Genomic DNA, 13,457 nt, shown 5'->3' on the forward strand with positions numbered 1-13,457 from the left:
CTAACGGCGCAGAAAAACTTGCGGCGTCGCGTCGTCGGGATGCGGATGTACCAGCACGTCGGCCTGATACCAGTGCGTGAGCGTTTCGCTTTGCAATACCGCTTGCGGCGTGCCTTGTGCCACCAGTTTTCCCTGATGCAATAGTGCAATGCGATCGGCATAGAGCGCGGCAAGATTCAGGTCGTGCAGAATGCAGCATACCGCAAGGGGCTGCTGTTGTGTAAGCGGCTTAAGCAGACGCAGCAGGTGTTGTTGATGATAGAGATCAAGTGCAGATGTCGGTTCATCCAGAAACAGCCAGCAGGGCGTCGGTGTCGGGTGCCATAACTGCGCCAGCACGCGTGCCAACTGCACGCGCTGCTGCTCCCCGCCGGAAAGATGGCGGTAATCCTGTTGAGCTAACGTCGTGCATTCGGTTAACGCCATGACATGATCGACCACGCTGTCACCTGCACGATCGTGGCGATAGGGCGCACGTCCCATAGCAACCACGTCGCGCACGCTAAACGGAAAATTCAGCGCGCCGTGTTGACGCATGACGGCCAAAGCATCAGGCTGCCAGTCAGCGAGCGCTTTTCCGACCAACTGACATTCACCGCTATCGGCTGCCAGATAGCCGGTGAGCAGACGCAGCAGCGTGGATTTTCCCGCCCCATTCGGGCCAATAATCGCGACGATCTCACCGCAGTTGATGTCCAACGAAACATCATCAATCAATGTGCGTCCGGCGACCTGATAGTGCAGATGCTGTGCCATCAGGCGATTAGTCATGGGTTCGTCCCTTGTGCGTGACAATGAGCCATAGGAAGTAGGGACCGCCTATCAAACTGGTGAGCAAACCCACGGGCATTTCCGCCGGAGCCAGCACCGTGCGAGCCAGCGTATCGGCCGCGATAAGCAATCCTGCACCTGCCAGCGCTGATCCGGGTAGCAACCAGCGGTGATCGGCACTGAGGTTCATGCGTACCAAATGTGGAATGACCAACCCGATAAACGCAATCACGCCGCTGACCGCCACTGCCGTGCCTACCAGCAGTGCGCTGAGCAGCAGTAATATAAGCTTGGTCTGTTTTACCTTCACGCCCAGATAGTGTGCGTCTTCATCACCCAACTGAAGCAGATTGAGTTTGCGGGCATAACACTGTACGCACGCCATTGCGGGAACGATCAGAGAAGCGGCCACCAGCAGTACCGGCCACTGCGCTTGTCCCAGGCTGCCCATCCCCCAGAGCGAAAACTGACGCAATTGCTGATCGTTACTGATGTAGGTCAGTACGCCAACGGCTGCCCCACATAGCGCATTCAGTGCAATGCCGGTTAACAGCAGGCGCGTCACGCCGCCGCGCTCATCGCGTCCCAGCATAAACAGAATGGCTGTCACCGTCAGACTGCCGGCGAAAGCGGCCAACATCGAGCTATAGAGCGCCAGCAACGGCGGAAGGCCCAAAGGCATCAACAACGCAAACGCGACAAACAACGCCGCTCCACTACTGATACCCAGCAATCCGGGATCAGCTAAATAACTGTTCCGAATAGTAGATCACCTGAAGGGAACTCAGTCCGAGTTGAGCGATCTGATCAATCGATAAAGATCCCAAATCATCAACCGGACTGAGCGATGTCGAGCATAGCACCGATACCCCGTAACGAACGACGCCTGATGAAGAAAACTCTCCATAAAACGCGTGACAAGAATCACGCCCGCAGGCTGACCGCCATCCTGATGTTGCACCGGGGCGAGCGCGTGAGCGATGTCGCCAGGATGCTTTGCTGCGCCCGTTCGTCAATCGGCAGATGGATTAACTGGCTCACCCTGTACGGCATTGAAGGCCTCAAATCTCTGCGGCCCGGTCGTGGCCGTCGCTGGCCGTTTGAACAGATCTGCGCACTGTTAATCCAGCTCGTAAAGCGTTCCCCTCATGATTTTGGCTATCAGCGTTCGCGCTGGAGCACGGAACTGCTAGCGATAAAAATCAATGAGATAACCGGTTGCCAGTTGCATGCTTCCACGGTGCGCCGTTGGCGGCCTTCTGCCGGTCTGGTGTGGCGACGCGCAGCTCCTACGCTGCGTATCCGCGACCCGCATAAGGAAGAAAAAATGGAGGCCATCGCGATGGTGCTGGAACAATGCAGCGCGGAACATCCCGTCTTTTACGAAGACGAAATGGATATTCATCTGAATCCCAAAATTGGCGCGGACTGGCAGGTTCGCGGGAAGCAGAAACGCATCGTGACGCCGGGCCAGAACGAGAAATATTATCTGGCGGGTGCATTACACAGCGGGACGGGAAAAGTCAGCTATGTTGGAGGAAACAGTAAAAGTTCGTGTTTGTTTATCAGTATGTTAGAGCATCTGAGAGCAACGTACAGACGGGCAAAAACGCTCACGCTGATAGTTGATAACTACATTATTCACAAAAGCCGGGAGACGCAGCGCTGGCTGGAAGAAAACCCGAAATTCAGGGTTATTTATCAGCCGGTGTACTCACCATGGGTAAATCATGTAGAGCGGTTATGGCAGGCGTTGCATGAAACCATTACCCGCAATCATCAATGCTGTTCAATGTGGCAGTGACTGAACAAGGTTTGCCGCTTCATGGAAACCGTCAGCCCGTTTCCCAGTGGAAAACATGGACAGGCAAAAGTGTAGCGGTATTAGGAACAGCTATTTAGCGGGTTGCGGAACAGCCCCTGCATCACTGCACCGGCTGCGGCGAGCGCGCTGCCCACCAACAGTGCCAGAAGGACGCGCGGTAGGCGAATATTGAGCCAGATATGCCACAGCGGATCGCTGATCGGAGCATGCCACAGTTGGCGGAAGGAGAGGGTGAGTGCCCCCATATTGGCGGCACCCAGCATTAACAGCAGAGTGAAACACATCAGCCCCGCCAGAATTAGGCGGGGACGTTGCCGTAGTCTCATTTTACCTGCTCGGCGGCGTGACGCAGCGTGGTTAACAGCGCAGGGGTTTCCAGCGTAAAGCCAAGCATCGCCATATCATCGACCACCACGACACGGCGGTGTTTGCCCGCAGGGGTCAGTGCAACACCGGGTAACTGCCAGATTTTCTCTTCGCCCCCTAAACTCTGCAATCCTTGTGCGGAGATCAACAACAGATCGGGCGCACTGGCGATAACGCCTTCTTGCGATAGCGGCTGGTAACGCACTACATCAGGCATGGCATTTTGTAATCCGGCAGCGCGAATCACCGTATCGGCGGGAGTATTTTTCCCTGCCGCCATGGCCGTCATGCCACCGTGACTGAGAACAAACAGCGCTTTGACGGGCAGCGGTTGCTGTGCCACGGCGGACACCTGCTGCTGATAACGGTCGGTCAGTACTTTGCCTTCGCTCTCTTTCTGCAACGCCTGTGCAATCGTGTTGATTTTCTGCGTAATGCTTTCTAGCGTCGGTTGTGCAGGCACCATGATCACTTTGACGCCGCTGTCCGCCACTTGCTTGAGCACCAGAGAGGGTTGTGACAACTCACTGGCAATCACTAACGACGGTTTTAATGACAGAATGCCTTCCGCATTCAATTGGCGCATATAGCCAACATCCGGCAGTGCTTGCGTAGCGGCCGGGTGCATGCTGGTGCTGTCGCGGGCAATGAGTTGCTGCTCAGCGCCAAGCGCATATATGATTTCGGTGACATCACCGCCAATGGAGACGATACGTTCATTGGCGCTGGCACTCAGTGGCAGCGTCAGGAGCAGTGCGTAAAGTCAGTTTTTCATGCGACCAGTTCCTTATTTGCGGTGAGCGCCTCGATTTGTTTGCGCCATTGTGCCTGTTCTGGCGTGCCTTCAGTGCGCTGGCCAAACAGCTGTGCGATTTGCGTGCCATCAGCCGCATAGAGTTCCAGGCTGGTGACGACACCGTCTGCGGTTGGTTTACGGGTGATCCAGCTTTCGGCAATCGCATCTTCAATCAGGTGCAGGGTGAAATCCGGGTTGAAAATGTTGATCCATTCCGCGTGCTGCGCCATTTTCTCCACCCGGGCGATGGGGCCGGTGAAAATCTGTACGCAGCCACGGTTGCCAACGAACACCATGATGTCGTTTTGATCCTGCTGCGCAGCGGTAAGAATTTGCGACAGGGCGCTGTTATCGACCTTGCAGGCCAGATCGTCTTTAACGGCGAGGAAAGCCTGTTGACGCGTAAGATTGTAGCGTTTAAGTAGAATGAAAAATTGGTGTACGTCCGTCATGGCACGCCATTCGGCTTCAAATGCCGCCTGGTCGATGCTGGGAGCCCTGAGTGGTCGCCGGGGTTTCCTGACATAACTGCACCTCTGGGTTAACGTCCGTGACAAATTCAGCCAGATAGGCGTCCCATGCCGCCATATCGGTATGTTCGGTGGCATACACCTTCAGGATAGCATCACCTTGATGGTCAAAAAATTGTGATGTAGCCCCCTGTAACACCAGACAGTCGCTGTATCTCCAGATAAGAGATAGGCTTAGATATATGTCTAACAATCATGCTAATTTTGAAATGACCGGGATCCTGTTAGGGAAAGAAGTCCGTAAACGTAAAACTCCGCAAGAGAAAATCGCCATCATTCAGCAGACAATGGAGCCGGGGATGAACGTCTCCCATGTAGTCCGCCTGCATGGCATCCAGCCCAGCCTTTTGTTTAAGTGGAAGAAGCAATACCAGGAAGGAAGCCTCACCGCCGTTGCGGCCGGAGAAGAAGTGGTTCCAGCTTCGGCGCTGGCGACTGCCCTCAAGCAGGTCCGGGAGCTACAGCGCCTTCTGGGTAAGAAGACGATGGAAGTTGAGATCCTCAAAGAAGCAGTGGAGTACCGCCAGTCGCGAAAATGGATAGCGCACGCGCCCTTGTTGCCAAAGGACGGGGAATAGCTCTGGTCAGCCGCGCCATGAGCGTGTCGCGTGCGCAGCTGTCACTGCGGGTTAACCGTTCTGCCGACTGGCTGGACAGGCGCAGCAACCGGCGTAATGACGAAGCTGATGCTGAGATATTATCGGACATCCTCCGTATCATCAGCGACATGCCCAGTTACGGTTACCGCCGAGTGTGGGGTATCCTGGGTAAGCAACGTCGTGCAGAGGGACTTCCACCGGTGAACGCCAAACGGCTTTACAGGATAATGAGCGAGCATAACCTGCTGTTGTTGCATGATAAAACTGAACGTCCGAAGCGGGAGCATAAAGGCAAAATCGCGGTAGCAGAGAGCGATATGCGCTGGTGCTCAGATGGCTTCGAGTTCGGTTGTGACAACGGCGAGAAGCTGCGGGTGACGTTCGCACTGGACTGCTGCGACCGGGAGGCCATAGACTGGGCAGCGAGCACCAGGGGTTATGACAGTTCAACCGTGCAGGATGTGATGCTGAGGTCGGTGGAAAAACGCTTCGGTAGCGCGCTGCCGGATAAACCAGTGCAATGGCTGACGGATAATGGTTCAGCGTACACAGCGCATGAAACGCGGAAGTTCGCCAGAGAACTGAATCTGGAGCCCTGCACAACAGCAGTGAGCAGTCCACAGAGTAACGGCATGGCAGAACGGTTCGTGAAGACGATGAAGGAAGATTACATCGCCTTCATGCCAAAACCTGATGTGCGAACAGCGCTGAAGAACCTTGCAGCGGCGTTCAATCATTACAATGAAAACCATCCGCACAGTGCGCTGGGATACAACTCCCCAAGAGAATATCGGCGCCAGCGGGCATCGTTAACTTAAGAGACAAAAGCTGTCCGGAGATGGTGGGTCAAGATCACACCCTAGGCGAAAGCCGGGAATCTCTGGCCGAATGAACGCGTTTAGCCTGTACGAGATTCCTGCCTTCGCGGGAATGACTGGAAGTAAGCGGGATGAGAGTTTTAAGTGGTGTTGTCAGCAACCTCACGCGTTACTCACCGTTTAACGCGGAAACAGCAATTCTGCCCAGCGTGCCAATCCGGCGGTGACGGAACCAAAATCATCGCCGCTGGCGATAGTCACATCAGGCAATGTTTGTTGTACCGCCAGACGCAATTGCGGCGAGCGCGCACTGCCGCCGGTCAGATAGACGACATCTGGACGTGTTCCACTGTCATCCAACGCCTGGCGAATCTGGGTTTGAATCTGCGATACAGGCTGAACAATCGCCTGAACCATCTCTTCAGCAGAGACGCGTGTTTCTAGCGCGGTTTCGATAAACGCCAGTGCAGCATCGGTCAAAGGCTTATCGGATAAGGCAATTTTGCAGGCTTCTGCTTGTTGCACCAAGCGGTAGCTCAAGCGTTGCTGCCAGACACTCAATAAGCGTTTGACCTGTGCCGGTTCACGCGCATCGCGGATCATCTCGTTGATCAAAGTGCGGGTTGCATTGCTGTAAAAAGCACTCTGCGCCGGCACATCGTTAATGGCGACCGCATTCCACCAAGGCAAGGTCGGCAGTGCAATGCCTTTTTCCGTCATGCCATTCATGCCGAGCAGCGGCATAAACTGTTTGAAGGCCAGTTGGATATCGAGATCGTTGCCGCCAGTACGGCATCCGCTGTGTCCCAGCAGGCTGTCGTGGCGCTCTTGCTTGCGGTGCCACGCAGGCCCCATCAGCAGCATCGAGCAGTCGGTGGTCCCCCCGCCTATATCGACTACCAGCACCCGAGTTTCCTGCTGTAGCGTCGCTTCAAAATCCAGCCCGGCGGCGACAGGCTCAAACTGAAATGCGATCTCACGAAACCCGGCGCGGGTTGCTGCGCGCTCAAGAATGTCCTGTGCTTGCTTATCCGCAGCATCGCCACCGATGCTTTGGAAATGGATTGGCCGACCAATCACCGCCTGTGTGATGGCATCTCCCGCCTGCTGGCGAATATGCAACATCATGGCGCACACCAGATCTTCAAAAAAGGCGATCTGCTGCGGTTTCAGTCCTACCGCCCCCAAGAATGACTTGGGGGATTTCACGAACCACACTTCTTGCGGGTCATCCATATAACGCGCCAGCGCCGCTTGTCCGAAGTGTACGCTATGGGTGTCAACGGCAATATCTTCATCGCGGTTTGATCTTGACCCACCATCTCCGGACAGCTTTTGTCTCTTAAGTTAACGATGCCCGCTGGCGCCGATATTCTCTTGGGGAGTTGTATCCCAGCGCACTGTGCGGATGGTTTTCATTGTAATGATTGAACGCCGCTGCAAGGTTCTTCAGCGCTGTTCGCACATCAGGTTTTGGCATGAAGGCGATGTAATCTTCCTTCATCGTCTTCACGAACCGTTCTGCCATGCCGTTACTCTGTGGACTGCTCACTGCTGTTGTGCAGGGCTCCAGATTCAGTTCTCTGGCGAACTTCCGCGTTTCATGCGCTGTGTACGCTGAACCATTATCCGTCAGCCATTGCACTGGTTTATCCGGCAGCGCGCTACCGAAGCGTTTTTCCACCGACCTCAGCATCACATCCTGCACGGTTGAACTGTCATAACCCCTGGTGCTCGCTGCCCAGTCTATGGCCTCCCGGTCGCAGCAGTCCAGTGCGAACGTCACCCGCAGCTTCTCGCCGTTGTCACAACCGAACTCGAAGCCATCTGAGCACCAGCGCATATCGCTCTCTGCTACCGCGATTTTGCCTTTATGCTCCCGCTTCGGACGTTCAGTTTTATCATGCAACAACAGCAGGTTATGCTCGCTCATTATCCTGTAAAGCCGTTTGGCGTTCACCGGTGGAAGTCCCTCTGCACGACGTTGCTTACCCAGGATACCCCACACTCGGCGGTAACCGTAACTGGGCATGTCGCTGATGATACGGAGGATGTCCGATAATATCTCAGCATCAGCTTCGTCATTACGCCGGTTGCTGCGCCTGTCCAGCCAGTCGGCAGAACGGTTAACCCGCAGTGACAGCTGCGCACGCGACACGCTCATGGCGCGGCTGACCAGAGCTATTCCCCGTCCTTTGGCAACAAGGGCGCGTGCGCTATCCATTTTCGCGACTGGCGGTACTCCACTGCTTCTTTGAGGATCTCAACTTCCATCGTCTTCTTACCCAGAAGGCGCTGTAGCTCCCGGACCTGCTTGAGGGCAGTCGCCAGCGCCGAAGCTGGAACCACTTCTTCTCCGGCCGCAACGGCGGTGAGGCTTCCTTCCTGGTATTGCTTCTTCCACTTAAACAAAAGGCTGGGCTGGATGCCATGCAGGCGGGCTACATGGGAGACGTTCATCCCCGGCTCCATTGTCTGCTGAATGATGGCGATTTTCTCTTGCGGAGTTTTACGCTTACGGACTTCTTGCCCTAACAGGATCCCGGTCATTTCAAAATTAGCATGATTGTTAGACATATATCTAAGCCTATCTCTTATCTGGAGATACAGCGACTGTCTGGTGTTACAGGGGGCTACATCAGTTTGCACTACGTCTTTTGGACGGTATTGGTGTTCAACGCCAGAACGGCAGTATGAAACGCCGTGGTCATGCGGTACTCGCTGACAAGGCGTACTCCGGGCATGTATTACGTAACGAGCTGAAAAACAGAGGTATAAAAACTGTCATCCCCCGAAAATCCACTGAAAAAATGGCGGTGGATGGTCGTTCAAAGCTCGATCGTGACGCCTACCGCAATCGGAACGTTGTTGAGCGGTGCTTTGGCCGTCTGAAAGAATACCGTCGCAGTGCGACACGTTACGACAAAACGGCGAGGAATTATCTGGCAATGTTGAAACGGGGCTGCATCCGCCTGTTTTACCAGAGGTTATGTAATTAAGGGACACAGCCTAGCCCTTCAGGACCGGGAAACGTGCCACCCAACCGGCAGCACGTTGTAGAACCCGTAGGTTAATGCAGTTTCAAGCGCGGACGAATCACGCGGTTAATACCGCCCACCAGCAGCATCAACCCGGTTTTGGTGTAGCCGTGCAAGGCAATCTGGTGCATACGGTACAGTGAGATATACACCACACGCGCAATGCGTCCTTCCACCATCACCGATCCACGCATCAGGTTACCCATCAGGCTGCCGACGGTGCTGAATTTAGACAGCGACACCAACGAACCGTGATCCTTGTAAACATAAGGCTTCAGGGCCTGACCGTTGAGCTGGGCGAGGATATTGTGATAGCAACGTGTCGCCATCTGGTGCGCCGCCTGGGCACGCGGCGGGACAACGCTGCCGCTGGGTTGCAGGCACGATGCGCAGTCGCCGATGGCATAGATATTCGGATCGCGCGTGGTTTGCAGCGTCGGTTCAACCACCAGTTGGTTGATGCGGTTGGTTTCCAGACCGGCAATCTCTTTCATGGCATCGGGTGCTTTGATCCCAGCGGCCCACACCATCAAATCAGCTTCGATAAACTCGCCCTCTTTGGTGTGTAAACCACCGGGTTTCGCTTCCGTGACCATCGTTTTGGTCAGAACACGTACACCGATATTGGTCAACTCCTGATGTGCTGCGGCAGAAATGCGCGGCGGCAACGCGGGCAAAATGCGCTCACCGGCTTCTACCAGCGTGACGTTCAGTGCCTGATTATCCAGCCCGTCAAAACCGTAGCTGTGCAGTTGCTTCACCGCATTATGCAGTTCTGCGGAGAGTTCCACCCCAGTTGCACCGCCGCCGACGATAGCAATGTTGACCTTTTCCTTGTCGTCATTAGCGTTTGAGGTAAATTTCAGGAACAGGTTGAGCATTTCATTGTGGAAACGGCGCGCCTGTTTGGGGCTGTCGAGAAAAATACAATTGTCTTTAACGCCTGTGGTGCCGAAATCGTTGGAGATACTACCTAGCGCGATCACCAGAATGTCATAGGGCAGCGAACGTTCAGCCACCAGCATTTCACCCTGATCGTTATCGATTTCGGCCAGTCGAATACATTGACTGTCACGATCGATATCCATCAGCGTGCCTAACTGAAAATGGAAGCCATGGTTGCGCGCATGTGCCAGATAGCTCAGCGCGTCAATGTCATCATCCATCGAACCTGTCGCCACTTCGTGCAGCAGCGGTTTCCATAAATGACTTTGATTACGATCGACCAAGGTGATCTCAGCTTTGCTTTTATGGCCCAGCTTATGGCCCAGCTTATGGCCCAGCTTATGGCCCAGGCTGGTGGCTAATTCCAAACCGCCGGCACCACCGCCGACAATAACAATTTTTTTAAGTGCTGATGTCAAAACGACCCCCTGATTGTGAACCAATAGTTAATAAGGCGTAAAAAATAACATCCTTATATTACATAGGGTTCTCATAAGTTAAATGCCAAATCTGTGGGAAGAATAGCACGTTAGGTCATTTAGTCATACCAAAATTGGTATATATCAATTTATTTTTTATCCTCTTGATTCGCGGCAAAAAATTTCCTTTTGAATTCATCAAATTATTTTGCAGGTGCTGATATCAGTATAGGACACACGACGTTAGACGAGGAACGTCAAACGCCGTGGCAGGGAAAGGGGGGTAGAGTTGTTATCGATTAACCGAGCGTTTTAAACGCTTTAATGCGCTGAAGATGCGGCGAGATACTTTTGAATTTATGCGTTTGGATGTCGTCCCAAATGACTTCATAGAACGATCCCAACAATGCGGCACTGCGCTGGCTATCGAGCATTTCATCGTTGCGCGACAGCACAGTCAGACAGCGGTCGCGATTCTTCTCACGGAAATTAGCGACACACTTGGTGGCAATGTCCGCATACTCTTCGGGCCTGTCGATTTTTCCTGCCATGTTCTCTTGCGGGAACAGATTTGGATTAAAAATGACCTGGCGAATATCACATAAAAAGCCGATACGTTCGGCCCAAAAGCCGGCCAGCCCTACACCGCAAATCAGCGGCCGCTCGTCCTGCGCACGCTGGATCAGCTTGTCGACTTGTTTGAGCAAATGTTGCATATCATGCCGAGGATGAAGCGTACTGTAACTCAGTAGCTCAACGTTCTGGTCAATAAACTGCAACTGCAACACTTTTTCATGGTTGCCAGGGCTAGTGGAATCAAAGCCATGCAAGTAGATAATCATCTGAATCTCATCCTCCGGATACGACCAACGCCAGATTTCACCGCCTATCACAACAAGCAAACGCTTTTTTGATAATACACCTGATGGATTATGCCTGCATTGACCGATGACAGGTTATCTGGCGCACCGTGCCTAGGCTGTGTCCCTTAATTACATAACCTCTGGTAAAACAGGCGGATGCAGCCCCGTTTCAACATTGCCAGATAATTCCTCGCCGTTTTGTCGTAACGTGTCGCAATGCGACGGTATTCTTTCAGACGACCAAAGCACCGCTCAACAACGTTCCGATTGCGGTAGGCGTCACGATCGAGCTTTGAACGACCATCCACCGCCATTTTTTCAGTGGATTTTCGGGGGATGACAGTTTTTATACCTCTGTTTTTCCGCTCGTTACGTAATACATGCCCGGAGTACGCCTTGTCAGCGAGTACCGCATGACCACGGCGTTTCATACTGCCGTTCTGGCGTTGAACACCAATACCGTCCAAAAGACGTAGTGCAAACTGACTTTCATGAGCCTGACCGGGGCTCAACACGATGTTTAACGGAAGACCACTTCCGTCTGTAGCCATATGGATTTTGGTGCCAAAACCACCGCGAGAGCGACCCAGACCATTATCTCCGGTGATATCGGGATGTTTTTTTGAGCACCGGCAGCACATTTCAGCGCCCGGATATTGCTACCATCCAGCGCAGTCGCTGACCAGTCCACGAGGCCATGGGCATCAAGTGATGAAAGTAACTTATTGAAAATAATGTTAATGACTCCCGATTTTGACCATCGGTTAAAGCGATTATAAACGGTTTTCCATGGGCCGTATCGCTCAGGTAAATCACGCCATGGGGCACCAGAGCACAGCCCCCAGAACATGCCATTGATAATCATGCGATGCTCAGCCCATGGGCGTCCGGCCTGTGGTGTTGCTGGTTCAGCAGGGAGTAAGGGCTGGATGATAGCCCATGCTTCATCGGGAAGGTCGTAGCGAGCCATAGTTAAAAATGATTTAGAAACAAACAGTTAGTATAACTCATGGGATTAAGGGGCACAGCCTAGATTATTCGCCCGGATTACGTGTTTAGCCCAAGAGCACGACGCGATGCCGAACCTGCCGCTAAAAACGCCGTTTGTCCCGTTTGATGCCAGCACACATCACACCACATCAGAATAAGATAATCGGCCCAGGGCAGCCACTGTTGAACCGATGTGTTCAACGCCTGCGCGCACAAACCGGGCCGCTGCTGCTGGTAGGTTCGCAGCAAGCGCCGTTGCGACTAAACGTCAAGCCCATTGCCACGCACCAACAGCGCCAGTTCCAGTCCAATATCTCCATCGGCGGCGTATTCCCAATCGATAAGCAGCAGCGCCCCCTGCGGCGTGATCAACACATTCTCGCTATGTACGTCTAGATGAAACGGTGCCCACGCGAGCAAGTCAGGCGGAGCTTTACGCTGAAAATGGTGGTGCCAGCGCAGTAACGCTGGCGAGCGTCGACGCGGATCCATATTTTGCCAATGATGGATAAACTGCGCCGGTAAATTCAAACGAAAGCCACAACACGGCAGGCAGTGAAGCTGGCTGAGCAGTTTTGCCAGCGATCCGTTTTCCAATACGCCTGAAAAATCCTGCGCAGACACCGTAGCCCCTGCGGCCCATTCCACGATGAGCCAACCGTCGCGGTACACAACAGGCTTAGGAGCCAACTGCCGTCCAGAGAGTTGGCGTAACACCCGGTATTCACGTTGCCTGAATACGCCCAACTGCGCCGCCTCGGTGGTTTGTGGCCGCGCCAGCAGTTGACGATCGCCCACGCGAACGCGCCAACAGCCGCGTCCCGAACCGTTCACCGCTTCAAAATGAAAACCGGCGGTATCAACCGCCGGAAAGTGTTGCGCAAGCAGACGCTCAAGCGCCAATTTACTGTTGGACGGCACCATTTCCCGACCATACGATTTCACCGGTTTGCACCAGCATCAGTTGCATGTCCAACTGCGGGGTTTTCACATCAGCGCTGACATCGCTGTAGAGCACATACTGCGCGCTCACGTAGCGCGCCAGGCCAATCGCCTTAGTGCGCGAACCCAGACTGTCCTCTGCCGATAACCCTAACGTCTGTTTCGCCACGGCCACCTGTTCACGTGGCACCAGCGTGAACGCGTTGCCGCTCGCCAGCGCATCATAAATCGCCGCTGTCGCTTTCGCGACCGGCAGTGAGCCGTTGGTGTTGTTCTTCACGCTGTCAACCAGCAGGATACTGCCGGGTGCTACGCCGCTGGCCTGTCGCATTTGTGCCACTAAAGGCCCGACACTACCTTCCCAGTTCAGGGTTTGAATTTTCGGAGGCGTAGGCACCGGCTGCCCCGGCGGCGGCGTGACCACTTCCGGCTGGGACGGTTGCACCGGTTCGATCTGCGCCGGTGGCTGTTGCTCTGGCGGACGGGTCATACAACCGGTCAATACCATCGCCCCGAACAGCAGCACAAGATACTTTTTCATGCGTTCCTCTCTAA

At 54.1% G+C, this 13,457-nt stretch carries 10 protein-coding genes and 5 pseudogenes; 3 read left to right on the forward strand and 12 right to left on the reverse strand.

Annotated elements, in window-relative coordinates; translation table 11 throughout:
* Window positions 1–771 carry a heme ABC transporter ATP-binding protein gene (locus tag ACWWJF_RS24770; protein ID WP_455870833.1) on the reverse strand — a complete coding sequence of 257 codons (771 nt, stop codon included), beginning with the start codon at window positions 769–771 and terminating at the stop codon, window positions 1–3.
* Complete coding sequence (locus tag ACWWJF_RS24775) at window positions 764–1,534, reverse strand: FecCD family ABC transporter permease (protein ID WP_455871260.1); 771 nt, start codon at window positions 1,532–1,534, stop codon at window positions 764–766. Before ACWWJF_RS24775 ends, ACWWJF_RS24770 begins: the two co-directional genes overlap by 8 nt.
* Window positions 1,535–1,618: 84 nt before the next feature.
* Between ACWWJF_RS24775 and ACWWJF_RS24780 the strand changes: the two are divergent.
* Window positions 1,619–2,650, forward strand: a pseudogene (locus ACWWJF_RS24780) (IS630 family transposase).
* 20 nt (window positions 2,651–2,670) lie between these two features.
* On the opposite strand, the pseudogene ACWWJF_RS24785 reads toward ACWWJF_RS24780, so the two are convergent.
* From ACWWJF_RS24785 to ACWWJF_RS24795, 3 genes and pseudogenes are all read right to left on the reverse strand, one after another.
* Window positions 2,671–2,922, reverse strand: a pseudogene (locus tag ACWWJF_RS24785) (iron chelate uptake ABC transporter family permease subunit); the annotation flags it as partial.
* Complete coding sequence (locus ACWWJF_RS24790) at window positions 2,919–3,716, reverse strand: heme/hemin ABC transporter substrate-binding protein (RefSeq protein ID WP_455871261.1); 798 nt, start codon at window positions 3,714–3,716, stop codon at window positions 2,919–2,921. The pseudogene ACWWJF_RS24785 and the gene ACWWJF_RS24790, both read right to left, overlap by 4 nt.
* 17 nt (window positions 3,717–3,733) lie before the next feature.
* Window positions 3,734–4,406: pseudogene (locus ACWWJF_RS24795) on the reverse strand (ChuX/HutX family heme-like substrate-binding protein); the annotation flags it as partial.
* Window positions 4,407–4,497: 91 nt separating this feature from the next.
* Between ACWWJF_RS24795 and ACWWJF_RS24800 the strand changes: the two are divergent.
* Window positions 4,498–5,705, forward strand: a protein-coding gene (locus ACWWJF_RS24800) for an IS3 family transposase (RefSeq protein WP_455871262.1) whose coding sequence is annotated in 2 segments (ribosomal slippage) — window positions 4,498–4,819 and window positions 4,819–5,705 — 1,209 coding nt in all. Because the reading frame shifts where the segments join, the coding sequence is not laid out codon by codon here.
* 180 nt (window positions 5,706–5,885) lie between these two features.
* Here the strand turns inward: ACWWJF_RS24800 and yegD are convergent.
* Window positions 5,886–7,016: pseudogene (gene yegD, locus ACWWJF_RS24805) on the reverse strand (molecular chaperone); the annotation flags it as partial.
* A 31-nt stretch (window positions 7,017–7,047) separates the two neighbouring features.
* Window positions 7,048–8,255 (reverse strand): IS3 family transposase gene (locus tag ACWWJF_RS24810; RefSeq protein WP_455871263.1). Its coding sequence is split into 2 segments (ribosomal slippage): window positions 7,048–7,934 and window positions 7,934–8,255, totalling 1,209 coding nucleotides; the frame shifts between segments, so codons are not numbered across the junction.
* A gap of 89 nt (window positions 8,256–8,344) precedes the next feature.
* Between ACWWJF_RS24810 and ACWWJF_RS24815 the strand changes: the two are divergent.
* A pseudogene (locus tag ACWWJF_RS24815) lies at window positions 8,345–8,704 on the forward strand (transposase); the annotation flags it as partial.
* A gap of 71 nt (window positions 8,705–8,775) precedes the next feature.
* On the opposite strand, the gene ACWWJF_RS24820 reads toward ACWWJF_RS24815, so the two are convergent.
* The 5 genes from ACWWJF_RS24820 to lpoB all read right to left on the reverse strand — a co-directional run bounded on the left by ACWWJF_RS24820 (window position 8,776) and on the right by lpoB (window position 13,443).
* Window positions 8,776–10,107, reverse strand: a complete 1,332-nt coding sequence (locus tag ACWWJF_RS24820; RefSeq protein ID WP_455870834.1) for an NAD(P)/FAD-dependent oxidoreductase — start codon at window positions 10,105–10,107, stop codon at window positions 8,776–8,778.
* Between the two features lie 299 nt (window positions 10,108–10,406).
* Window positions 10,407–10,949, reverse strand: a complete 543-nt coding sequence (gene ycfP, locus ACWWJF_RS24825; protein ID WP_455871264.1) for an alpha/beta hydrolase YcfP — start codon at window positions 10,947–10,949, stop codon at window positions 10,407–10,409.
* A 146-nt stretch (window positions 10,950–11,095) separates the two neighbouring features.
* Window positions 11,096–11,940, reverse strand: a protein-coding gene (locus ACWWJF_RS24830; RefSeq protein ID WP_455870835.1) for an IS5 family transposase whose coding sequence is annotated in 2 segments (ribosomal slippage) — window positions 11,096–11,595 and window positions 11,595–11,940 — 846 coding nt in all. Because the reading frame shifts where the segments join, the coding sequence is not laid out codon by codon here.
* A gap of 281 nt (window positions 11,941–12,221) precedes the next feature.
* Complete coding sequence (locus ACWWJF_RS24835; protein WP_455870836.1) at window positions 12,222–12,884, reverse strand: phosphotransferase; 663 nt, start codon at window positions 12,882–12,884, stop codon at window positions 12,222–12,224.
* A complete protein-coding gene (gene lpoB, locus ACWWJF_RS24840) occupies window positions 12,865–13,443 on the reverse strand; it encodes a penicillin-binding protein activator LpoB (RefSeq protein WP_455870837.1) in 579 nt (192 codons plus the stop codon). The genes ACWWJF_RS24835 and lpoB overlap by 20 nt, the downstream gene beginning before the upstream one ends.
* Window positions 13,444–13,457: the final 14 nt, after the last annotated feature.

It is taken from the genome of Symbiopectobacterium sp. Eva_TO (assembly GCF_053848865.1).

Bases quoted from the DNA above. Each gene is read 5' to 3' on its own strand.
- ACWWJF_RS24770 (WP_455870833.1), bottom strand. From the start codon at position 771: ATGACTAATCGCCTGATGGCACAGCATCTGCACTATCAGGTCGCCGGA.
- ycfP (WP_455871264.1), bottom strand. From the start codon at position 10,949: ATGATTATCTACTTGCATGGCTTTGATTCCACTAGCCCTGGCAACCAT.
- ACWWJF_RS24835 (WP_455870836.1), bottom strand. From the start codon at position 12,884: ATGGTGCCGTCCAACAGTAAATTGGCGCTTGAGCGTCTGCTTGCGCAA.
- lpoB (WP_455870837.1), bottom strand. From the start codon at position 13,443: ATGAAAAAGTATCTTGTGCTGCTGTTCGGGGCGATGGTATTGACCGGT.